Consider the following 23,363-nt stretch of genomic DNA (forward strand, 5'->3'; position numbering starts at 1 on the left):
TTGTTGTGCTACGGCTTCGATTCGGTGCACGGCATTTATACCCGACAAATCGTAACGCTGCTGCGGATCGGCGGCGGACTGACGGTTGCGATGCTGGCGGGCGCGCTCGGCTTCATGTTCTGGCGGAGCGGCAAGCGGGGGGCCTCGGCGTGAACCCGATCTTTTCTCTGCCCGAAGCCACCACTCACGCCGAACACGTTGATCACATTTTCTATGGCCTTCTGGTTCTGTCCGGATTGACCATGCTCGTGGTGTTCGCGCTCATCATTACGCTGGCGATCCGCTATCGTCGTGGATCGGGTGCGAAACGGGGACCGCTGCCCGAGATCGTCAGCCGCGAATTCGAGATCGGCTGGACAATGGCCACACTTTTTCTGTTCGCATTCCTGTTCTGGTGGGCAGCCTCGGCCGATCTCAGCAGTCTCGAGGTGCCGGCCAACGCCCTAGAAATTCATGTGGTTGCAAAACAATGGATGTGGAAGACACAGCACCCGAACGGGGCGCGCGAGATCAATGCGCTGCACATTCCCGTCGACAAGCCGGTTCGCCTCGTGATGACATCTCAGGACGTCATTCACTCGTTCTTTGTGCCGGCCTTTCGCGTCAAACAGGACGTGGTGCCAGGACGCGAAGCCGAAATCTGGTTTCAGGCCACCAAGACGGGGGTATTTCCGCTGCTCTGCGCCGAATATTGCGGCACCGATCATTCCATGATGCGCGGCCGCATCATCGTGATGCGCCAGGAGGATTACGCCGACTGGCTGACCCAACAGCCGGAAGGAGATGATCTCGCCCATGTCGGGGCTAAACTCTTCGTCGAGCGCGGCTGCTCGGGCTGCCACGCGGATGCCTCCAAGGTTCACGCCCCCAAGCTCGCCGGTCTGTATGGCCGCAGCGTCCAGCTCTCGGACGGACGTCAGGTCAAGGCAGACGACCGCTATATCCGCGATTCCATATTGCAGCCGAAACGAGACATCACGGCCGGCTACGAACCGGTCATGCCCAGTTACGCGGGCCTGCTCGACGACGGCGAAATCCAGAGCCTGACCGCGTACATTCGATCGCAGACGGAGAAGGCGAATGACTGACGCCCTGTTGGCCGGCGAACTTCCGTTCCCGCCCCGTCCTGATTACCTTCGAGACGGAACGACGCTGACGTCCTGGCTCACCACGACGGACCACAAACGTATCGCCATTTTGTTCGCTGTCACCATCACCATGTTCTTTTTCATGGGCGGGGCGGCGATTACGGCGGTACGGCTGGAGCTGTTCACGCCGAACGGCGGTCTGCTCAGCTCGGACACCTACAACAAGCTGTTCTCGTTCCATGGCATCATCATGGTCTGGTTTTTCCTGGTGCCTTCGATCCCGAACACGATGGGAAATTTTCTCCTCCCCCTGATGATCGGCGCGCCTGACCTCGCCTTTCCACGGCTCAATCTGTTCAGTTGGTATCTGACCGTTGCCGCAGGCGCCGTCACCGTGTACGCGCTAGTCGCCGGCGGCGTCGATACCGGCTGGACCTTCTACACGCCCTATTCGACCATGTTCTCCAACAGCCACGTTCTGGCAGCGGCGGCGGGCGTCTTCATGGTCGGGTTTTCGAGCATCGCGACTGGCGTCAATTTCATCGCCACGATCCACATGTTGCGTGCGCCCGGCATGACCTGGTTCAGGCTGCCACTGTTCGTCTGGGCGATCTACGCCACATCGATCATCATGGTGCTTGCCTCCCCGGTGCTGGCGATTTCACTGCTTCTCGTGATGGCGGAGCGCTGGCTTGGATTGCCGATCTTCGATCCTGCTCGAGGCGGCGACCCGATCCTGTTCCAGCATCTGTTCTGGTTCTACTCGCATCCCGCCGTCTACATCATGGTTTTGCCCGCGATGGGCGTGGTCTCCGAAATCATTCCTTGCTTTGCGAGGCGCCGAATTTTCGGTTACGATTTCATGGTCTACGCCATGATCGCAATCGCCGGGATCGGCTTCTTTGTCTGAGGCCACCACATGTTCGTGTCCGGCCAGTCGGCCTATGCGAACCTGATCTTCTCATTCCTGTCCTTCATCATCGCGGTGCCTTCGGCCATCAAGGTATTCAACTGGACGGCCTCGCTATACCGTGGGCAGATCAGCTTCAACTCGCCAATGCTTTATGCGCTCGGTTTTGTGGGATTGTTCACGACCGGCGGATTGTCAGGACTGTTCCTGGCTTCAATCCCGGTCGATGTACACGTCACCGACACTTACTTTGTCGTCGCGCACTTTCACTACATCATGGTCGGCGGCTCGGTATCGGCATTCTTTGGCGGCCTCCATTTCTGGTGGCCGAAAGTAACGGGAAGGATGTATCCGGAATCCTGGGCCAAGTTTGCCGCGATTCTCATGTATTTCGGATTCAATATGACGTTCCTTCCGCAATTTTTCGCAGGCTATCTCGGGATGCCGCGACGATACCACACCTACCCGCCGGAGTATCAAATCTACAACGTGATGTCGTCGTCGGGCGCGGCTGTTCTGGCCGTCGCCTATCTTCTGCCACTCGGTTATTTCGCTTGGTCGCTGTTTTACGGCGGGCGCGCCGGCAAAAATCCGTGGGATGCGACGGGTCTGGAATGGACGACGACATCGCCTCCGCCGCCGCAGAATTTTGATCGGCAGCCTCGGGTCGATCGCGGTCCTTACGATTACCACGCCGAGGGACAATCCGCCGGCCTCGACCCGCCCGAGCCTCAGAACTCGCGAGAGGTCCGATGAGCGAAACAACAAGCCTGCTCAAGGAGCCGTGGCAGTATTTCGATCGCCAGCGCGAGGCCGGAACGTTCGGAATATGGGTATTCCTGGCCAGCGAACTGCTGTTCTTCGGCGCGTTGATCCTGACGTACACGGTTTGCCGGATTGAAAACGTCGCGGCGTTTGCCGCGGCGGGGCGTGAAACCAATATTTGGTATGGAACGATCAATACCGCCATCCTACTCACCAGCAGTCTGACCATGGCGATGGCGTCGCAGGCCGCTGCCGCCAACGAAGGTCTGCGCCGCCTGATCCTCTGGTGCCTGGCAGCGACAGCCGCCTTGGGGCTCGCCTTCCTGGTGGTGAAGGGTTTTGAATACCGGGAGGATATCGAAAGGCATCTGGTACCGGGAGCGCATTTCGGCTTGAAGCAAACAGCCGCGCAGTTGTTTTTTGGGCTCTACTGGATCGTAACGGGCGTCCACGCCGTCCATCTGACGATCGGCATTATCATGGTGGTCCGGCTAACGCTGTTGGGATACCTGAACAAATTTCAGCTCGATGAAAATCCCGAGATCCAGGTCACGGGATTGTACTGGCACCTCGTCGATATCATCTGGATCTTTCTGTATCCCCTGATTTACCTGCCAGGGCGTACTTCATGAGCATGCAGAGCACCCATCCTCACACGACTGCCTGGCGGCTGTGGCGTCGAAACGGGCTGATCTGGGCCGCCCTGATGCTCCTGCTCGCCCTTACCCTTGTTCTCGCCTATGTCCCCATGGGCTGGCTCACACCGGCGGCTGGCATCGTGATTGCTTTCTCCAAGGCCGGCCTTGTCATCCTGCTTTTCATGGAATTGGCTAAGGCGAGGCCGCTGATCCGCCTCGCGGCGATGGCAGGCGTTGTCTTTCTGGCCGTTCTATTCGCGCTGACGCTTGCCGACGTATTGTCGCGCCTTGCTGGAAGATGACTGCGGCTCAAGAAACAAAAGCCCGAAAACTCCCTGCGGCGAGAGGTTTGTTTGATTGATTTCTCCTGTCGCCGCGCCTCGATTGGTGACGCCGACCGTAGTTGCGTTTTGCCGTTAGCAGGGGCGGTCGACGACGTGCATCACGGCATTCCGGTTGGCGCGATCCGTTGTATTCGTGGTGGAAGTTTGTGCCGATGCGATACCCATCATCAAAGCGATCCTCAGTAGCGCTGCAACAAGGTCATTTCGGTTATCCATGGCCCGTTCAATCTCGCGCAAGTATTCGTCGGGACGATATCCGGGATCGGCGCTTCGCTCAGCACGACACTTTTAGGTCCTCGTGGTAGGGAGCCTCGGCCGCGCGGCAGAATTTCTAGGCATTTCAGTAGTGGTCCTGGCCACGCTGCTTCTCCTGTGGTTGCTAATGCCCGAAACCCATCCGTCAAATAGAGCGAGCACCTATGACCGCTTATTTGCTACCCACCCGCTGGGCCGAGGCTCGGGCACCGATGTTCTGGTGCACGGAGTGCATCAACTTATGACCATCCGCGAACCGGGACCGTGCCGGGGCGCGCTGCTCAGCAAACCCGAGCACGTATTGCTAACGGTAAGGGTGGTTATTCGGTTCTGACGTGTCACGCTTTACTTCCTGCGGCACTTGACGGGCTGGACCGCGAGGACCGCCAAAGTTTCAGATTTTTTCGAATTTTGGTATCGACCTTGCTTGCGGTGATAAGCAACACCCGATTCTTACGATTGGTGAAGAGATCCATTCCGAAGCTGGTACCCGGCACTCACGCTGAGGCGTAGAATGAGCAGAATTGCTCACTCGACTGCAAATGACACCCCCTGCGGGGGCGATGGAAACCAACTCCAGTCGATGCGCAAAGGATGCCTGGCTTGGAACTTACTTGCAGAGCGGGACGTTTCCTTTTGGAGCGCCGTGCCTTCATTTGAATCGAGCGGGCCTCAATCGGAGTACACCATGAACATTTTCTACATCATCGGCGTCATCGTCGTCGTTCTCTTTGTCGCAGGCTTTTTCGGGTTGCACGTTTGAGCATAAGTGCCGGTTGGAAAATTGAGTTCAAGCCGCCAAATTTGAACCCAAGTACGGCGAGCGGTACCGATCGAATTGCCGAGGCTTAGACCCGCCGAGCCCGCCACCAGCATTTCCTGTAAGTTAAAGCAATATTGACCATCGAGATCGGAATTTAGGGACCAAAATCGACATCGAGGGAATGCAGATGGTTGGCATCCAAATGGTGAAGCCCAGCAATATCGAAACCACGACGATGAGAAAGGTGACCTGGCGGCTGGTACCGTTTCTCATGCTCTGCTATTTCATCGCGTATCTGGACCGGGTCAATATTGGCTTCGCCGGGACCACAATGCGCGCCGACCTCAATCTATCGGCAACTGCCTTCGGTGGAGCTGCCGGGATTTTCTTTCTAGCCTACTTCTTCTTCGAGGTGCCGAGTAATCTTGCATTGAATGCCTTTGGCGCGCGCCTCTGGATCGCCCGAATCATGTTCACGTGGGGGATCATTTCCGGCGCCCAGGCATTCGTCTCGGGAGAACTGAGTTTCAACATTGTCCGCCTGCTGCTCGGCGTCGCCGAAGCCGGTTTCTTCCCCGGTATCATTTTCTTCCTGACACTTTGGTTTCCGACCGCCTATCGCGCCCGGATTGTCGGCTGGTTCATGTTCGCCATTCCGATATCGACGGTCATCGGAGCACCGATTTCCGGCCTTATCCTCAGTCTCGAAGGGGTCGCTGGGCTACATGGCTGGCAATGGATGTTCCTGCTCGAGGGTTTTCCGGCACTGATTATGACCTTCGCCGTTCTTTACTACCTCACTGACCGACCAATTGACGCTAATTGGCTCGAGCCGCAGGAACGCGAGTGGCTGCAGGGCAGGCTCGATCGTGAGCGCGCAGAGCGCCAGCGAATTCTGGATCTTTCCTGGTTTCGCTCGATGATGGACTGGCGTGTTATCGCGCTTGGCCTTGTTTATATGGGCTGCAATATTCCCCAATACGGGTTGAGTTTTTTCCTGCCTCAAATCGTCAAGGCCTTCGGCGTGTCGAATGTGACGGCCGGTTTCATCACCGCAGTGCCCTATCTCGTTGGCGCCGTTGGCATGATCGTCTGGGGATTGCACTCTGACCGCACCGGCGAGCGCAAATGGCATGCGGTCATCGCTTTTTTGTTTATCGTTGTTGGTTTGGGTCTTGCTTCTACTGTCGATGATCCGACGATCAAGATGCTATTCCTGTGTGTTGCCGGATTTGGCTTCTTCGCAGTCCTGCCGATCTTCTGGACGCTACCAACAGCATTTCTAAGTGGTGCCGGCGCCGCGGCAGGCATCGCAGCCGTCAATTCGATCGGCAATCTTGGCGGTTATTTCGGACCGCAGGCTTTTGGCTTGCTACGGGATCATACCGGCAACGACGTTGCAGGTTTGATCTTCCTTGCCGGATGCGGGTTCATCGGCATGTTGATCGTGCTCTTGCTTGGATATAACCCGGCGATCAGCCGCAGTCTCTCGGCCGAACTTTCCAAGATGCCGGCTTATTCCAAAACGGCATAGAAATCGAGTTCAGAGAGCGACCGAAAGGCTTCGCTGGAATGGCAGTTCAAGCACTCGAACGTGCGTATATCATAACCAAGCGCGGCCGGTTCGATTTGGGACAGCCTCATTGGGTTGCCGCACTTGGAGCACGCAAGGATTCCGATTTCAGCGCGGCTATAGAGTGGATCAAGATGGGGGATGGCATGATGCTCACCTCTGAATAGGGCGGGAACGCAATACTCTCGGTCACCGGGAATCGCCGACACGGCGCGGTGAGACAACCAGCATGCTCCCCTAGTTCTAGAGCCGCTGGTCATTATTGCTCATTTTTCAAATTCGTACGCGGAAGAACGGCTCCGGCGCGGGGGTGACAGGATGGGGCCGCCCGATGGAACGCCGCGTAACGGCCCGCGACGTCCGCAGCCCAAGTCGATTATATCTGGGCTGATAGGCACTGATCGATTTTGAACTCTTTTCGGGATTATCGTTGACCAACCCCGAGCAAAAACTTCGGTGTCTGCTCGGACCGAGCTTGGTCCAAATATCTTAGTGTCTGCCAACCGAACTCAGCCCGGCACCTATTATTCGCTGGAATGCGAACCTCCTTACATGAACACGCCCGCGTGCTTCTGTATCCTCCGCCCAGAACAAAAATCAAAGCTATCGGCCGGGCGGCTCTCGCAACCTTTGCCTTTGCTCGATCTGTTCATCCGTGAGCCTTGCATCATAAATAGAACGCGGTTCGATCATCCGCGAAACCAGCGTCGCAATGACGACTGCAAGCAATAGAGGTGCAATGAATGACCGGTCCTGCCCGGTCAGTTCCATAATAAGCACGACTGCCGATATCGGTCCTTGAGTCGTTGCCGCCAGAACGGCGCCGGCGCCCACCACCGCAGCCAGTGCCGGCTGCATTTCAGGCCAAAGCCACGAAAAGGCGTGGCCGAAAACCGCACCAAGCAGCGCTCCAAGCGCGAGCGACGGCGTAAACAAACCTCCCGGTACACCGCTTCCCAGGCACAACACGGTCGCAACGGGTTTGAGTAGCAGGAGCACCAGCAACAGGGCGATCGGCATTTGGTCCGCGAACGCGAGCTGAGCAATGTCCTTGCCATTTCCCAGCAATTGCGGAAAGGGAATGGATGCCAGCCCGAGCAGTCCGAGCACCAGGATGGGAGCCACCAGTCGTCGTCGGTGCTTTGGTCTGTATCGGTCGGCCAGCGCGATGACTCGCACGAACACCACGGAAACTAGTCCGGCGATCGGTCCAATCAATACCGCCAAAGCCAGATTTGCGGCGGACTCATCGAAGCGAGAAAGGACGTAGGTCGGGCTATTTGGCAGCGCCAGCCACGACGTTGCCGTAGCGACGACCGACGTTAGTAGCGCGGGTAACACAAGCCGCAAAGCCAGCATTCCGCGCAGTACCTCAAGCGCGAATAAGGCGCCGCCCAATGGCACACCATAAGCCGCGGCCATGCCTGCCCCGGCGCCGCAAGCAACCAGCAGCCGGCGTTGCTCGTCAGAAAAGTGAGCCTTGTCTGATAGCGCGTTAGCGATAACCGCACCCGCCTGCTTTGGTGCCCCCTCGCGCCCAAGCGAGGCGCCCATTCCAACGACAACAACTGATAACACCGCGCTGCCCAAGGTTCGCAATGCCGGCAGCCGTCCCGCAGAAAACCAGATCGCCTCCGTGATGTCGATGCTGTTGCCCGCCGTCAGGCGCACCAGGATGAGCTGGCCGGCGCCGGTCGCCAACCCCGCGCCCAGAAGAACCAGGATATGTCGCAAGGACGTCGCCTGATCGGCAGCGTCCAGCAACGTTGCACCGGTACCCGGCCAAACAAAATGCTGGACGGCCTGTAGAATCAATGTCAACGCGGCGGCACTCGCGCCTGTTCCAATGCCGGTAAGCACGATCCCGAGCCAAAAACGCCAGCCGGCGTGCGGGCCAAGTTCAAACATAGATGCCTTCGAAGAACGATCGCCCACGTCGTTTCAACGCTCTTCTTGGAGAGATCCTGTCTCGCCGTGTAACCGCGATGGCCCCCACTGTCGTCATAAAACCCACGTTGAGAGGTCGATTATGGCAGCCGGCATAACAGCAGAGCAGGACCGCTTTTCAAGGCGATCCTGTTTGCCGATAATCAATCTCTTTGGCAATTGCAGCACGTCTACCTGACGTGCACCGGCCTGAGGAAATCGATCAAGTATTGCTCGGGTACTTGTACTCCGGAGCAGCCTTAAGCTGGTCGGCATTGGCATCCATGTTTGCGTGCCACTTTTTGTCCTTGGCATCATAGCTGAGCTTGATCGCGGAAGGACGAACCGCAACATAGTGATCGCCCATTCCAAGGAACCCACCGACGCCTAGGATATAACCGTTCACGTTTGTGCCGTTGTAGGCCACATCCTTGATCGTACCGATATTCTGGTTGGCATTGTTGTAGACATCGAGGCCTACCACTTTTGAACTCAGCTCGTCCTTGGAGGGAATGCTCGTGAACATACCCCCGGACTGCATGTCTGATTTGCCCGCGTTCGAACCTGACGTCTGATCATTTGATCCGATGGTTGTAAATTCGGTTGCCGAGTTGGGGCCGATGATCATCGTCACCGGGTTTCCTGACTTATCGTTGGCTTGTACCAAAAACGAATCTGGAACCACTTTGATATTGGTGAAGCCCGACTGCTGCAAACTATTAGTCAGTTGCTGTCGAAGTCCAGGTCCGCCCGGCTGTGGCTTGGCGGTTGTCGCGGCGGCAGGAGCCGTACTGGAGTCGGAATTTGCTCCCTGCGCCAGCGCCACTGACGACACAGTTGTCAGGATAGCTGCTGCCACCAACGTTGTTTTCTTCATCACTTAATCTCCATTGTTTCTTTGCCCTCGCAAGCAACAGAATGGATGTCAGCTCGTTCCGGAATATTGGGATGTGGACGAAAGTTAAATTCGTTTTTAGAGGATCCAGCTATGTTCAAAAGGCGGGAGCGCCGGAGCACCCCGCTTTGTTCGACGACAGCCCTCCGCGAGCGGGAAAGTGACATAATGAGAGCCAGCCGCGGAGCGAACGCGCGTTAGAACACTGTTCTTGTTGCCTGCTTGAGCGCTTTTGACCGCCGCGGTCATATCCCCGGAGTTCGCCACGCTCCTGCCCGCAACTCCGAGAATCACGCCGCCTTCCTTGACACCATAGCTCTCACCGACAGTCACCGCAAAGCGCCACACTTCGCCTGGAACCTTGGTCCGCACGAACAGTTGCCTGTCAAAGGTGAAGAACCGTGTGGAAACGCTGGATACCCACGATCGCGATTTTTTTAGGGCTCGTTGCGCAAGCTGAAGCGGGTGAGTTTCATCATATGTCTTGCACTGTTGTCCGGCTCTACGTCGCAAAATATTCGGCTCCGGCCGCTGAAGCGTGGGCGCGAAGCCGAGGTGCCACTGAGGCCGAAATCATGGTAGCGCGGCGATGTCTCAAAGATGAGCCCATTCGTACGGCGACTGACCTGAGTGCAGGAGCTCACTGATAGTTCTCGTATGGACTCTCGTCCAGACGTGCCGCTGTCGATCGAACAAGATAAGACATGGAAAAGCTGGTCACCGGTCTGTTATCTCTGTCACTGGCTTCGTCTACATTGGACGATACGGCCCCAGGATTTCATGATCGTTGATACGGCCTGACTTATAGATACGGCGGGTGTGGCAACCACGCTTACTCCAAATGCTTAAAGCGGCCGTTCGGACACCTACCTTCGCTGCTTGGTCGCATTTGGTTTTGGAAATCTTAGGTTGTCGAGGCTTACGTTATTTTAGAATGTACCGCACACTTCTCGTTACCTGGCACTGAACGGCGTCCCTTTTAAAGAAGTTAGAAATCGAAGGACACGGATATTAAGATATGACTGACTATGAAGAACCGCTTGCCCGCAAAGTGCACACTATATTGCTTTCGCTCAGACCAGAATCGGGGTACCGAGAATTTGCGAGCACTGTCGAACTGCTCTCGCTGGAGCAGACGACCGTACGCCAGTCCGACGATTTCAGAGCCGAAGCTTTCTTTGCTGTACGAAGCGTTACGAAGGCGATCTTCGAAGGGGCCTGCTACTCTGAACGAAACCGGCTCCTTTTTCATGCTGTCAATTCCGCTCATAGTTGGCTAAACGCGCGGAGATTTCTGGACACTTATTGATCAATTTGGCCGCAACGGAAAAATTCCATGGAATTGATCCGGTCGCGAGATGTGCTGTCGCGCAGCCGTCGAGCCCGTGATCGGTCACCTCAAGGACTATCATCGGATGCGTCGCAACTGTCTCAAAGGCCGAGGTGGCGACCGCATCGTCCACTCCGGCGCTCGCCGCCAGATGATTCAGGCAAACCGTGTTCAGTTCGAGGCTCTTAAGACCGGCGCGATGCTCAGTCGCTCGATTGCGTCGTGCTTTCCCTTCGTCACTTCAAACAACGTATCCTTACCGTTCCGCCAGAAGCGAATATCGAAGCGTCGCCGCCCCAGCCGCAGATCGGTCAAGGTCACGTCCGGCAGCCAGTCCGGCAGCGCGGGATCAACGTAGAGCTTGCCGCGCGGGGCATCCTGCTGAAGCCCAAGCATCGCCTGCAACAGCATGAATGGCGTCCCCGCTGCCCAGGCCTGTGGCACGTTGGCGCCGAGATACTGTACCGGAAAACTCGTGGGATCGCGCTGCAATCCGGCATACAGCTCCGGCAGCTGATTGAGTAGAAAATGGCTCGCCGCGCCGCTGACATCACGCGCCACCGCCGCCGCTTCGGCGGCGAATCCATAGCGGCGCATTCCCATTGCGATCAGCGAATTGTCGTGCGGCCACACCGCTCCGGTTTGATAATTGTACGGATTGAACGATGGATGATCCGATGACAGCGTGCGGATTCCCCAACCGCTCCACATATCCTTCTGCATCAACCGTTTTACAACGGCAGCAGCACGTTTTGGCGCGATGATGCCGGACCAGAGGCACTGCCCGACATTTGAAGTCACCGAAAGCACCTTTTTCTTGTCTCCGTCCAATGCGTAGGCATAGAAGCCTGATTTTTCGTCCCAGAACACCTCGTTAAAGTGTTTGAATAGCAAAGCAGCCTTCTTGCGCAGCTGGTTCGCGCGTCGTTTGTTGTCGAGTTCGTCGTAGATCTCGGCCATGCGCAGCCAAGCGTCGTAGACATAGCCCTGCAATTCGCAGAGAGCTTTAGGGCCGCGAACAAGCGTACCGTCAGGGTACATTACGGAATCTCCGGAATCCTTCCACGCCATATTCTCGTAGCCCGCTTTCGACCGCGTCTGGTATTCTTGGAAACCGTCGCCGTCGCGATCACCGTATTTGTCGATCCAGGTCAGGCACGCTTCGGCATTCAGCAAATGCCGCTCAATCAGCGTTCGATCACCCGCTGCCTTCCACGCCGCATGCAGCGCGATCAGATAGAGGGGCGTCGCGTCCGCCGTGCCGTAATACGGCGTGTGCGGGATCAGCTTAAAATGCGCCAGCTCGCCGCAACGAAGCTCGTGCAGGATCTTACCTGGCTCGGCGTCACGGTAGTCGTCGCGCTCCGTCGCTTGATACCGCGCCAGAACCTCTAGCGTACCCGCAGCGAATTCCGGATAAACAATCATCGTTTGCAATGAGACGATCAGGGTATCGCGGCCAAACAGTGCCACGAACCACGGCAATCCGGCGGCCGGCACGAACACCATTTGATCTGTACCCTGCAACGGAAGCCGCAAGGCAGCCATGTCCTGCACGCCCTGATTAAAGCAGCGATAGAATTCCTCGTTGCTGGTCTCAATTTTCAGGACCGTTCTCCGCCATTCGTCCATATCGCGAGAGTGGCCCGAGGTGGGGCTGGAATGAATACATTCCTTGGATGCACGAAGGCGTTTCGATCCGTCCACGAGATCGTAGATCAGGCAGCGATGCCAGACCTGCCCCGGCTTCAGTGCAATGTCGAAACTCAAGCGTCCGTTGGCATATACCGTCGGTCTGCCGTCGCCTTCGCCGGTTCGGACGATTACCTCACGGCAAAAATCCTTGTTGCGATAGGTCACCCGAAGTACTTCCCGCTTGGCCGACCATGAGGTGATGATGTGGCCGCGCCGCACGATGTTGTCGCCCTTCACCTCGAAAATGTCGGCGAAATCGGCGCGTATTGCGACTTCGAGGTTGAAACGAACTGGCTTTTGGCTGTTGTTGGTGATTTCGATGTCTTCGTGCAATCCACCCTCGATTTGGCGGCCGATCACCAAGCCCAGCGTACGCGCTGCGATCGGTCCATCTTCGGTCTCGAAAGCGCGGTTGGTCAGGAAGATACGAGCCGCATGGGGAGCAACTGCGCCACCATTTAGCAGATCCCAAAGTTCGCCGTTGGCATAAATTGCCCAGGCGCTGATCACCCTGGTATCGCGGAAATATAGTCCGCATTTGCTTGGCCAGTTCACGCACCCGTCGGTTTCGGTGAGCAACACCGTCTGCCCCTGATGGATGGCAATTTGAGCTGGGCCGACCTGAACCTTGAACGACATCCGCAAATCCTTCACCGATAATGGCTATAGTACCCAATAAGATGAGATCGTTCACCATCCTGACGGCCATCATGCGCGCCTCATGAAAGAGACGAGCGGTTATAGGTAGTCGCTCCTATTTGACGGATGGGTTTCAGGCATTAGCGACCACAGTAGAAGCAGAGCGGCCAGGGCCACCGCCGCAATACCAAGAAATCCTGCCACGCGGCCAAGGTTCCCGGCCACGAGACCTGAAAGTGTGGTGCTGAGCGAAGCGCCGACCCCGGATATCGTTCCGACGAATCCCTGCGCGAGATTAAACCGGCCGGTACCTGCTGTGAGGTCGGCGACTATCAGCGCCGTGAGCACACCCAGCATCGTTCCGCTGACTCCATCGAGTACTTGAGCGACAATGAGAATCATCGGGTCGGTGGTCGAGGCAAACACCAGCGCGCGGATCAGCAATGCTGTGAAGCCGACGAGCAACAGCGGTCGGCGGCCCCAGGTGTTCGCCCGGCGTCCGGCCCACGGCGCCATTATCGCCACAATGACCTGAGGCACCATGATCAGCGCGGTGACGATAAGCGAGGAGAAAGCTTCCTCATTGTACGCGAACGCTTCGCCGGCGAGCGGCAGCATCGACGCGTTAGCCAACTGAAACAAGAACACGCAGCCAGCGAATATGAGTAGACCGCGGATCTTCCAAAGGCTTCGAAGCCGGGCTCTCGGCGGCGGGCTCGGTCCTTGATGATCCGGAATGCACGAGGCCCGGCCGAAATGGATATCTAAAGGCTGGACCCGGCTGAGAGCGAGGAGCAGTGGAACCACTAGGGCGGCAGCGACGATGAATATCGCGCGATATGACAGGAAATAGGCGATGAAGCCCATGAAGCCCGTCGCCAATACCCCTCCCGCTGAGGCGAAGCGCTGATTACGTCCAAGTCGGTCGGCAAGCGCTGCATTGCCAACTAGGCCAAGGCTGATGGCGGTAATCGCTAATCCCAGAAAGCCACCCGTGATCCCTTGGAGCACCAGAGCTGCTAACACGAATGGAAAGCTTGGCGAAACTTCAATAATCAGCGCGCCTGCTGCCACCATACCGGCCCCTAGCGCGACCGCCATTCGTTTCGATCGGATAGCATCGAGCAATGCACCGCCGGGTAATTGGCTCAGCAATCCAGCGAATCCACCTGCCGTCAACACGAAGCCGATGCTCTGTTGGGTCCAGTTTCGTTCGGCTAGGTACGTAGCGACGTATGGACCGAAGCCCGACAACACTCCAGCGAGAAATAAATTGACGCCATCGAGGCCACGCAAGCTGGCGGCAGATGGTGATGGCGCAATTCCATCCGCCAGTCCTGCGGAATCCGCAGCAATGACCATTTCGTTCGACTCCGTAGCCCATTGTTGACCGCGACGAGGTCAAAAGATGTGGCATAGAAGGTCTCGGGCATAGACCACCGGCGCGGAGCGGAAAATCGAGCGCGACCGCTTCCGGCGCAAAGGCTTCCTTAAACGCTATCGCACCACGCAAGATAAGCCGCCGGTGACGAGGTTTACAACCACTGATGCGAGACGTCGAAGTGCTGGGCAATGTAGCGAGAACGAACTCATTCCGGCGCCTCCGCAAAAAGACAAAAAGGTGCAGTTCAAGGAATCACTATCGGCGGATTTCGCATGTGGAACTACGCGTACGCATCAATCAGACTGCGCGCGGGCAACTTGGTCGGCTCCCACATCTCTCAATCATAATAGGAATTTTAGCCTCTTAGCGCTTCCTTCGAAGCAACCACTTGAATGTCGCTGCCGTTGACCGCCTAATACTGGAGGAGGCCTTTATGAGAAATCAGCTTCTTGCGGGTGCGATAGCCCTAGCGCTTGCAGCGGGAATAACGACCAGCGCGATGGCTTTCGACCGCGGCGGCGGCTTCCACGGCGGTGGTCTCCATTCTGGCTATAGCAGCTTCCGCGGAAGTCATGGGGATATGCGGGGTAGCAATTTTTCTGGCATCCGCGGCTTCAGCAGTCGGCGTGACGGCGGCAGGGGCGGTCGGAGTTTCGTCGGCGGCCACAGTGGCTAGGGTTATAAGGCGGCCTTCTCAGCGTTCCTGTCGTCAGGGCAGATAAGTTCAACTGCCCTAACGATGTATTCGTCAGATGCTAGAATCTAAGCTCGACCATTTCGCGCTAACCCGGCGCAGCTTATCACGGCCATCTCAAACCTTCTCAATAGGGCGACGCCTACAACGTAGATTAGCGCTTTCACACAGCAGCCCACAGTAAGGTGCAAAGGCAGAACGCCCTTCTCGCGCAATGCTTTGAGACGTAGCATCTCGACCGTTTTTGACTTTGAAAACACGCGAAGATGCTGACCCCAATTTTTGCGGGCCTCGGATAGCGGGTCCAATTGTTCCAGTTCGGGATCTTTCGCCGCATCGAATGCAACATTTAATTTGAGTTTTCGAGCCCGAGCATCTAGACAATATTACGATCCCAACTCTCGCGACCGAGACCATTGCATCACTTAAAATCCGATTTGGGTTGGACGGGTTTGGACCGGGCGGGATATGAAATTTGCGACTGGTTTGCTGGCGGCGACTCTCCTCTTTGCAGGGGTGGGCGCGAGCCATGCGGTTGTCCGGATTGCTGATGATCGCGGCGGCCTAATCGGCACCTACCTCGAAAAATATCAGAGCCTGCGTACTTCGGGCGAGACGATTATCATCGACGGCCTATGCGCCTCGGCGTGTACCATCGTTCTCGGCGCGGTTGCGCACGACAAGATTTGCGTGACGCGCCGCGCCAATTTGGGTTTCCACGCGGCATGGGACTTCGCCGCCAACGGGCGCGAGGTTACCAACCCCGATGCGACGCAGACGCTGTATTCGATATATCCGTCCCCGGTACGGCGCTGGATCGCCGCGCGAGGGGGGCTGAAACCGCAGATGATCTTCCTGCGCGGTAAGGAGCTGATGAGCATGTACCGCTCCTGCTATCTCGACGCACAGGCCTTCCCATCGCGCTAAGACGAAGAGCAAGGCATACGGCGGGCACCTCGAACTCAGCCTACTGGCGAACGGTTCTTGGTCGTCCGCGGCGAACAGCAATGAGTGCGAGCTGAGCTGTTTGACCAGGACAGCACGCCGTCACATCGCGGCCAACCCGGCGGCTAGCTGCCGGAGTGCAGCCGTGTCGCGGCTTCACGCAATTCGCATTTTATCGTCCCGTGAAATTCGGCCTGCGTTTTTCCATAAACGCCTGCCTTCCCTCGCGGAAATCATCCGAGTCCATGCAGGCCGCGGCGATTTCCTGGATGGCGTCCATATCACGCATCCCAGGATCCCTCAGCACCTGTGTGATGGTAATCTTCGCGGCCTCGATTGCCAGCGGTGCATTGCCCGAGATGGTGCGGGCGATCTCGATTGTGGCATTCCACAAATCGGCGTCGGGCACGACACGATCGATGACGCCGATTCTTAACGCCTCGTCGGAATCGATCCGCATACCCGTGTACATCAGCAACTTTGCCCATGACGGACCGACGAGCGTAACCAGGCGATTAAGGTCGTTATAGCCGTAGGCGAGGCCGAGTTTGGCGGCGGGAAAGCCGAACTCACTGCCGTCGCCGGCAATTCGGATATCTGCCAGCATTGCAACCTGCAACCCGCCGCCGAGGCAGAAACCCCGGATACAGGCGATAGTCGGTTTCGGGTACTCCGCCAATATCGCGCCCTGTCCGGCGCTTCGTCTCGAATATTCTTCCGACGCCTCGGCGTTGTGGCGGGTTTTCTCGAACTGGCTCACATCAGCGCCCGAGACAAACGCCCTGGCGCCGGCGCCCGCCATGATCACAACTCGCACATCGGGATCGTCACGCAATTCAACAAGAGCACTGACCAATCCTTGCCACATCTCGAGCGACATAGCATTCCGTTTTTCTGGGTTGTTGAACGTTATGAGGCCTATCCCGTCGGCAACGCTTAGCAATATCTTGCCGTCGGCGTAAGTTTCATCAGTCTTTTGGGTGAAATCTAGCATCGGTATCTCTTTCCGAGGCAGCATAGGCTAAGGCCTATGAACCGCTCTTACGCGGCCTATGAAACAGCAGTTTGAGACCCACCACGACTCCCAGGAACGTTTCCATGACCCAAGATCTTATTCTCCGAAAAGTCGTCTGGCCATCGGCTCGACTTTTGGATGGCCATCGGCTCGACTTTTGGAGCTGCGCTAAATTTTGCTAAGCCCTTCTACGGCGTTTGATTGGAACTGTTATTGAAGTCAAAGGTTCCAAATGGCACGATGCAATGCGAGTTCAAAACACTTTCGCGCCTCCCAAACGCGCCGCACAACCAGCTACTCGCCACAAGGCGAAGGAGTTGGCGAAGAGATAGCTTGTCACCACCCATGGGGTTTGTGAGAGCCGATGGCGAGGTCGCCAGACAAATAACGCAGGGCGACGTTGGCGATCGTCGTGTCGAGGACTTCCATAAAGATGGCGACAGACATAATCACCGCGACCAGCTAGGGGTTTGCTTCGATGGCGGCGGGATAGGAGGCTCCTGATTCAAGTTGTGTTTCCGACGCCCATTACCGAACTGTGTAACTCCGAGAATCAAAATTGTCGCCTATCTCATCTTCCCAGCACTTCTATTTGCTTGCTGATTCCCGGCTGTCATGATCCCCAAGGATGCGTCGATTGAATAGCTCAATCCATGGGACGCAAACGTTATCGTCGGTTGCGCGCCAAAATCCTGTGAGGCAAGCTTTTCGAGCAAGATGCTGCCGAAGCCTTTGCGAGTTGGAGGGACGACTGGCGGTCCGTCGCGTTCCTGCCAATGAAACTTAAATCTCGCTTCCTCGGCCTCCCCCACGGTCGACCAATGAATATTAACAAGGCCGTTGTTCGGCTGTGAGAGCGCGCCGTATTTGGCCGCATTGGTAGCAAGTTCATGCAGCAGGAGCGCAAAGGTCTGCGCAGCCTTGGAGTTCAGTAAAATGTCCGGACCAGCAGCCATGACGCGGTCGGAAAATGCCTCGAACTCAAGCCGGACGATCTCAGCCACGAGAGCCCCTTCGAATCTCTTGCTCATCAGTGCCGATTGACTGCGTGCCAGAGCCTGCAGGCGCCGCGTAAGTGTGTTGCGCTCCTCGGCGAGAGGCTTCGCTCCAATCAGGGTACGAGCGATGATGGACTGGATCACGGAGAGCAAGTTTCCGCCTCGATGCGCGAGTTCGTGCATGAGAAACCGCTGGTGCTCTTCAGTGTGTTTGCGGTCGGTAATGTCAAAGCCGCAGTTGATTGCGCCCGTAACTTCTCCGTGTTCATTCTTGAGCGGACGGATATTTACGATGACGTTAACCCGCGAGCCATCAGCCCTCTCCACGACTACTTCTTCGTCGTGAACCGCCGGCATTTTCCCCGAGATCACCCACGCCATCGGGCACTCGTCGTGCGGCATAACACTTCCGTCCGGACGAAACATCTTGACCGAACCACAGAATCGCTCGCTGCTATCGCCGCGCGCCGGCGTACGGCCCCATAACTCTGCGGCACGTTGGTTGAATTCCTGAATTGTACCTCGGGCATCACAGGAATAGACGGCAGCCGGACCTAGTTCGAATAGAGTACGAAAGCGCTCTTCGCTCGCACGCAACGCACCGTCGGTCTCCTTTCGTTTGGTTATATCCCGGATGTTGCACTGAACGACTTGTTTGCCGTCCTCGTCATAGCGATTGGCCACGACTTCCACTTCCCGCCTGTCCCCTGATTTTGACTCGAGCGGCAAATCTTCGTAGCGGACCTGGCCGTTTTTCTGCAGCTCCCGAAACGCGACTTGGCTAGCCTGCTCATCCTTCAGCAGGCCTATTTCCCACAATTCCTTGCCCAGTAATTCCTCGTGCTCATAGCCAAGCAGATGTGACATGAAAGGATTAGCGTCGGTTATTTTCCGGGTGACGGAGTCCAGAATAAGCACACCGTCGTGGGCTGCCTCGAAAAGCCGGCGGTACCGGATTTCCGATTGGCGGATGGCAACCCGGAATGCGAGGTCGTCGGCTTTGTCCTGGGTGGCCGAGATATCCATTCAGTGCGACGTTTCCAATATGGCAAAGACAACGGTTCCATTTCGGGAATCGTACAAAAGATGCCTGGATGTTTTCACGCTGAGCTATCCGATTTGTACACCGGTCGCGCAAGTGGCGGTGCGGTGGGAAATATGCGCTCACACTGCAACAACGCGGTCAGACGAAAGGTCCGTTTCCTCTGAAGAAAAACGAGCGAGCAATATAGCTCACCTTCCCCGTCTCCTCCGGAGAAGAACGAGTGAGTTGCAATCATACCGAAAGCTCGCAGATCACATCTATCAAGCAACAAGTAAGGTCGATCCTTCGATCGACCTTACTTCTTTAAATTGCATCAACAGTCTGTCTAATACAGATTGTCCACGGCAGGGAAAATTCTACTTATTTTCTTGTGAGGTAGCGGGAGCCGGTGACTGGGTAGCAGCACCGACGGTCGGGCTGGCCTTATTTCCAGAATTGCTAGCCTTTTCCGGGCCGGCATTGACGTCAGCGACGTCGAAGCGAACTCCGTCCTCGACATCTCTTAATGCCTGGTTTCCTTCATAATATTTTCCAGAGTCGATTAGTTGCGCCGCGTTTTCGATCCCGCTGAGAGTCTTGTCGAGCGGAGCCACCTCCATTACGAATGCCACGTCGATTTCAGAGAGTTTTAACGTTTCCATTGCCTGCTTGTGGTCCCCCTTCTTCAGTTGCTCATTTGCTTTCGCGACACTTGCCGCTTTGGTCGGCGTCGCCACGAAATCTTCGCCTAACGTGAGACCACCATCAACAGGGATCCACGCGGTTGGCGTCGTGCTTTGCATCGCCTTGTCAGCCCCGCCTTGGGCGGTACCTCGCTGGCTCACTCCGGCCGGCGGCTTAAGGGAGGCCTCAGCTTTCATGAAGGCGGTATCATCGGTCTTGGCCTTGGTTATAGCAGCCCTCGCCTCATCGACGTACTTCTTTGCTTGATCCGCTTGACCATCAAAAATGGCAAGACGCGCCAAACGCACATCTCGGAAAGCCTTCAATCCATCGGCGGAAAGCTTGCCGAGTTCCCTAGCAGTAGCTTGCGTGCCCGCGGTGGGTTGAGCGGCGGCGGCTGCCGGGCTCTTGTTTGGTTGGTCTGCAGCTAAAGCAGCAGACCATGTTAATATCGCCGTAGTGGCGAGAGCGACGGCCAGTGGCTTAGTCATAAACATGTTAGTCTCCTATTTTCTGGAGGTTGGTCACGGCGCAAGTCTCGAATTGAGGATTACGACGACCACGCTCATAACCCGGCGCGAACTAAATTGTTGCGCCGGCCAAGGACACTCGCTCGCGACACGTGGGCTCGGAAAATACCTAGAGGACGAGATATTGCGATGGGAAATGCCAACCCGCCGTAGTTTCCCGGCGACTGTTAGCCCGTATTCAAGCTCTTGGCCGAGGCGTTGCTGGACCGCGGGCTGATCAAATCGTGGCAACGCAGCGGTTTCAACCTAAATTGCAATTTAAACATCGAAGTTCTCGAGCTTTCATTCGGCTGGCGCCGTAATTCCGCATCCGGACCTTGACGCTATTTGAGCCCAGCGAGTTTGCAGACCAGGCGCAGTCCCGCAGAGAAGTGGCGCGCGTTTCCCTTAGGTTGTTGCGACACTAATGCTTGACGGCATTGAAGAACTGCTGGACGAAATTGCATTCGACATGGAGTGCGAAGTCGCAGGCACGTTTGACCTTGCGGATTGAATTAAGCGCGAGGACAGCTTTTATGAAGCGGTGAGGCAGTTCGTATGGCATTACGGATAAGTGACATTAGGGACCAGTCGACAATAAAACAGCCAACCGGGCGACCAATCGCCTCAATCGCGAGAAGCGACGACCTTTTCACCTGACAACGATGCGCCCTTGCCCCTCACCGTCCGGATCACGTCAATGATCCCGAATATAGACGATGGATCGAGGTTGGACTCTAGGGTTTCAAGGTTGAGAATGATGCGAACTAGGCTCCGACGACGCCGTAATAATCATCGAGACCAAGAGCTTGATCGCCGTTGTCCCAGTCCCACGAATCCGATCGCGCGTACTTTGGTGCCGCTTTGATTTTGTCGATCGGAACCATCGTCTGATATCCGCCTAGCTCGACGTTGTATTTGAGTGAAGGCCACGGCAGAGGGTAGTAGTCATCCCCGATTCCGAGAAAACCACCAAAGCTCAGGACTGCGTAAGAGACCTTTCCGCTGATTTTTTCAATCATTACCCGCTCGAGCGAACCGATTTTCTCTCCATTGGCGCCATAAACCGCTGTGTCCTGCACTTTGTCGCTGCCTATTAAGCTTACCGTTTCACGTTCTTCCGTGGTCATAATAATTTTCCTTTAGTTTCCGCAACGCCGACTGGCGAAAGGCACGGACGTTCCGCCGCGCGTCCCGCCCAAAACTCAACAAGGTTGGCTCACCTGCAGCAAAAGCGCCGGAAGACTCAGTACGGCCACATCCTGCGCGGATCTTCACAAATTCCTTCCGTTGCGGGGCAGCGATCCTTTAATCACATGGTGCACTACGAGCCCGCCCGGATGCACATTCCCAAACAACCGCCATCGGAAAGATCGCGTACACGCTTGGTGCAAAGGCCTTCTCGTCTGATGCCAATGGCTTCGCTGACTGCCGATCTTACTTACATCAACTATCGGCTACACTTCTTATTCAACGCATCAACCAGATTGAGGCCGTTTGGCCGCATCATGTCTAGGTTTAGCCCTGGATAAACGGGCTCGGGACCATCGATGGATCCTGCGATATTAGACCGCTTTGTCGCGATCCATTTGCCATCACTCTCCCTCTTGAATGCAGAGCAGTCGAAATTGATACGCACCGTCGCTACGACGTCAGCAACCTCAGCAGACTTTGAGTTTTGAGCAAAGCTAAGGAAAAAAACTACTAGGGCGAGCGATCTTGTGGTCGAGCTCAGGGGCTTTTTGAGCGATTTTCTTGGTGCCATTTCTGAAAAAGCCCTCACATGAGAGCTATGGCGGCAACCGCCGTCAACAATTTGCTCGTGATCATCGCAGAGTTCTTTCATAAAATACTCGGCTGCCCCGCAGCCTTGAGCTACGACAATCGCCGAATATGGCGTTCGTTCCCCAATATCTGGTTACGCCGAGGCAATCGGATCTGAGTATTTTCCGAGGCTCTACGCGGGGCGTGATTTGCACATAGGCTGCTGTTAAGACGCCTTTGGCGCATACTCATGCGCCAAAGCTGCTCGCGGACGCCGAATTGACCGGGATGAAGTAGAGATTCCCTTCGAGTTAAACCGGAGCGTAGTCATGAATGAATATCCCGCGAATATCGCGAAGCCAAAGTGGTCTGCTGACACATCGAGTTCAGAGACAGGCACGCACCGTCGCTTTCGACAACGTTGGAGCGCATTGATATTCGCAGCGGTTCTCATCTTCCTTGTTCTCGCTGGACTCACCGACTATATCGAGAAATGGCTGTGGATGAGGCAGCTTGACTATAGCGGCATCTTCTGGACGCTCCTGTCGGTACGATGTGCGATGTTTTCTGCGGCCTTCGTATTTGCTTTCGTGTATTTGTGGCTCAATCTGCGCCCGGCGACCAAAGAAAGTGGCCCGATCAGCGGAGGCGATCGACCATGGAGCCTGGCTTCTTTATCCAAAACCAACGCCGATACGCAAACCGGTGACGAACTCCCTCCGAGACTCATTAAAGCTGCCGTCGTCCTCGTTAGCGGCGGCGTGGCTTTGTTTTTTGCGCTCGGCTTCTACAGTGAATGGGATACCTACCTCCGGTTTCGATACGGCGGATTCTTTGGAGTATCCGATCCGCTGTTCGGGGTCGATGTCGGCTTTTACCTATTTCATCTGCCCTTCTATGAGTTGCTGCAAAGCAGCCTGGCGACGCTGACCGTATTGACGCTAGCAATTGTTCTTCTGGCCTATGGACTGTTCGGAACTTGGCGGATTCGCGGCAGCCGAGGGATAGTAGCTAGCGGCAGCTCCGTCGCGCATGTATCTGTGATTCTTTTTATTTTGGTTGCGACTCTCGGTTGGGGTTTTTACCTGGATCACTACGAACTCGTCTATTCAACTCTGGGTGTCGTCTACGGCGCTGGCTATGCGGCGGATCATGTAACTCGGGTTGCCCTCTGGAGCATGGTCGGTATCTCTGCCGTTGCTTGTGCGCTGCTCGCGCTAAACATTTTTCGTCCGCGGTTCATGACATTGGCTGCGGGAGCCGGCGTGTATGTGGTCCTATGGATATTCGGGGTTTCATTGGCGCCATACTTCTTCCAGAAGTTTTTTGTCCAGCCAAGTGAGTTGGCACTCGAGACCCCTTATCTAAAAAACTACATAGACTTCACGCGAAAGGCCTTCCAGCTGGATGGGATCAAGGAAACTTCCTATCCGTCTTTGGCGGATCTAACACCGGCCGTGATCGCAAGAAACCAGGATACGATCCAGAACATTCGTCTGTGGGATTCGAGGCCGCTGCTACAGAC

17 protein-coding genes and 1 pseudogene are annotated in these 23,363 nt (G+C 56.1%); 8 read left to right on the forward strand and 10 right to left on the reverse strand.

Going from position 1 to position 23,363, the window contains the following annotated elements; translation table 11 throughout:
* Nucleotides 1–149 precede the first annotated feature (149 nt).
* The 6 genes and pseudogenes from coxB (at nucleotide 150) to ABSE61_RS37040 (ending at nucleotide 6,297) form a co-directional block, all read left to right on the forward strand.
* A complete protein-coding gene (gene coxB / locus ABSE61_RS37015) occupies nucleotides 150–1,088 on the forward strand; it encodes a cytochrome c oxidase subunit II (protein ID WP_423876094.1) in 939 nt (312 codons plus the stop codon).
* Nucleotides 1,081–2,754, forward strand: a pseudogene (locus tag ABSE61_RS37020) (cytochrome c oxidase subunit I). The gene coxB and the pseudogene ABSE61_RS37020 overlap by 8 nt, the downstream one beginning before the upstream one ends.
* Entirely contained in the window at nucleotides 2,751–3,395 is a 645-nt protein-coding gene (locus ABSE61_RS37025; protein WP_423876095.1) for a cytochrome c oxidase subunit 3, read from the forward strand. Before ABSE61_RS37020 ends, ABSE61_RS37025 begins: the two are co-directional and overlap by 4 nt.
* Nucleotides 3,392–3,703: a cytochrome C oxidase subunit IV family protein gene (locus ABSE61_RS37030; RefSeq protein WP_423876096.1), complete on the forward strand. Its 312-nt coding sequence runs from the start codon at nucleotides 3,392–3,394 to the stop codon at nucleotides 3,701–3,703. Before ABSE61_RS37025 ends, ABSE61_RS37030 begins: the two co-directional genes overlap by 4 nt.
* 811 nt (nucleotides 3,704–4,514) lie before the next feature.
* The gene (locus ABSE61_RS37035; RefSeq protein ID WP_423876097.1) at nucleotides 4,515–4,763 is read left to right on the forward strand and encodes a hypothetical protein; all 249 of its coding nucleotides are present in this window, start codon (nucleotides 4,515–4,517) and stop codon (nucleotides 4,761–4,763) included.
* 187 nt (nucleotides 4,764–4,950) lie between these two features.
* A complete protein-coding gene (locus ABSE61_RS37040; protein ID WP_423876098.1) occupies nucleotides 4,951–6,297 on the forward strand; it encodes an MFS transporter in 1,347 nt (448 codons plus the stop codon).
* A gap of 642 nt (nucleotides 6,298–6,939) precedes the next feature.
* On the opposite strand, the gene ABSE61_RS37045 is transcribed toward ABSE61_RS37040, so the two are convergent.
* From ABSE61_RS37045 to ABSE61_RS37065, 5 genes are all read right to left on the reverse strand, one after another.
* Nucleotides 6,940–8,244, reverse strand: a complete 1,305-nt coding sequence (locus ABSE61_RS37045) for a chloride channel protein (RefSeq protein ID WP_423876099.1) — start codon at nucleotides 8,242–8,244, stop codon at nucleotides 6,940–6,942.
* A gap of 241 nt (nucleotides 8,245–8,485) precedes the next feature.
* Nucleotides 8,486–9,139, reverse strand: coding sequence for a PRC-barrel domain-containing protein (locus ABSE61_RS37050; protein WP_423876100.1), 654 nt, complete (start codon nucleotides 9,137–9,139; stop codon nucleotides 8,486–8,488).
* Nucleotides 9,140–10,413: 1,274 nt separating this feature from the next.
* Nucleotides 10,414–10,620: a hypothetical protein gene (locus ABSE61_RS37055; protein WP_423876101.1), complete on the reverse strand. Its 207-nt coding sequence runs from the start codon at nucleotides 10,618–10,620 to the stop codon at nucleotides 10,414–10,416.
* A gap of 38 nt (nucleotides 10,621–10,658) precedes the next feature.
* A complete protein-coding gene (locus tag ABSE61_RS37060; protein WP_423876102.1) occupies nucleotides 10,659–12,821 on the reverse strand; it encodes an amylo-alpha-1,6-glucosidase in 2,163 nt (720 codons plus the stop codon).
* A 99-nt stretch (nucleotides 12,822–12,920) separates the two neighbouring features.
* Nucleotides 12,921–14,183 (reverse strand): MFS transporter, encoded by a 1,263-nt coding sequence (locus ABSE61_RS37065; protein ID WP_423876103.1) that lies wholly within the window; start codon nucleotides 14,181–14,183, stop codon nucleotides 12,921–12,923.
* A gap of 1,184 nt (nucleotides 14,184–15,367) precedes the next feature.
* On the opposite strand from ABSE61_RS37065, the gene ABSE61_RS37070 reads away from it, so the two are divergent.
* Nucleotides 15,368–15,826 (forward strand): hypothetical protein, encoded by a 459-nt coding sequence (locus ABSE61_RS37070; protein WP_423876104.1) that lies wholly within the window; start codon nucleotides 15,368–15,370, stop codon nucleotides 15,824–15,826.
* A 190-nt stretch (nucleotides 15,827–16,016) separates the two neighbouring features.
* Here the strand turns inward: ABSE61_RS37070 and ABSE61_RS37075 are convergent, their stop codons facing one another.
* From ABSE61_RS37075 to ABSE61_RS37095, 5 genes are all read right to left on the reverse strand, one after another.
* Nucleotides 16,017–16,838 (reverse strand): enoyl-CoA hydratase, encoded by an 822-nt coding sequence (locus tag ABSE61_RS37075; RefSeq protein WP_423876105.1) that lies wholly within the window; start codon nucleotides 16,836–16,838, stop codon nucleotides 16,017–16,019.
* A 587-nt stretch (nucleotides 16,839–17,425) separates the two neighbouring features.
* Entirely contained in the window at nucleotides 17,426–18,883 is a 1,458-nt protein-coding gene (locus tag ABSE61_RS37080) for a PAS domain S-box protein (RefSeq protein ID WP_423876106.1), read from the reverse strand.
* A gap of 375 nt (nucleotides 18,884–19,258) precedes the next feature.
* Nucleotides 19,259–20,062 (reverse strand): YfdX family protein, encoded by an 804-nt coding sequence (locus tag ABSE61_RS37085; RefSeq protein WP_423876107.1) that lies wholly within the window; start codon nucleotides 20,060–20,062, stop codon nucleotides 19,259–19,261.
* A gap of 779 nt (nucleotides 20,063–20,841) precedes the next feature.
* Complete coding sequence (locus ABSE61_RS37090) at nucleotides 20,842–21,204, reverse strand: PRC-barrel domain-containing protein (protein WP_423876108.1); 363 nt, start codon at nucleotides 21,202–21,204, stop codon at nucleotides 20,842–20,844.
* Nucleotides 21,205–21,524: 320 nt separating this feature from the next.
* Nucleotides 21,525–21,920, reverse strand: a complete 396-nt coding sequence (locus ABSE61_RS37095; protein WP_423876109.1) for a hypothetical protein — start codon at nucleotides 21,918–21,920, stop codon at nucleotides 21,525–21,527.
* Nucleotides 21,921–22,167: 247 nt separating this feature from the next.
* Between ABSE61_RS37095 and ABSE61_RS37100 the strand changes: the two genes are divergently transcribed.
* A partial coding sequence (locus ABSE61_RS37100; protein WP_423876110.1) for a UPF0182 family protein occupies nucleotides 22,168–23,363 on the forward strand: 1,196 nt, incomplete at its 3' end.

Origin of the sequence: Bradyrhizobium sp. (genome assembly GCF_049519115.1) — a bacterium.
Lineage (GTDB): Bacteria > Pseudomonadota > Alphaproteobacteria > Rhizobiales > Xanthobacteraceae > Bradyrhizobium.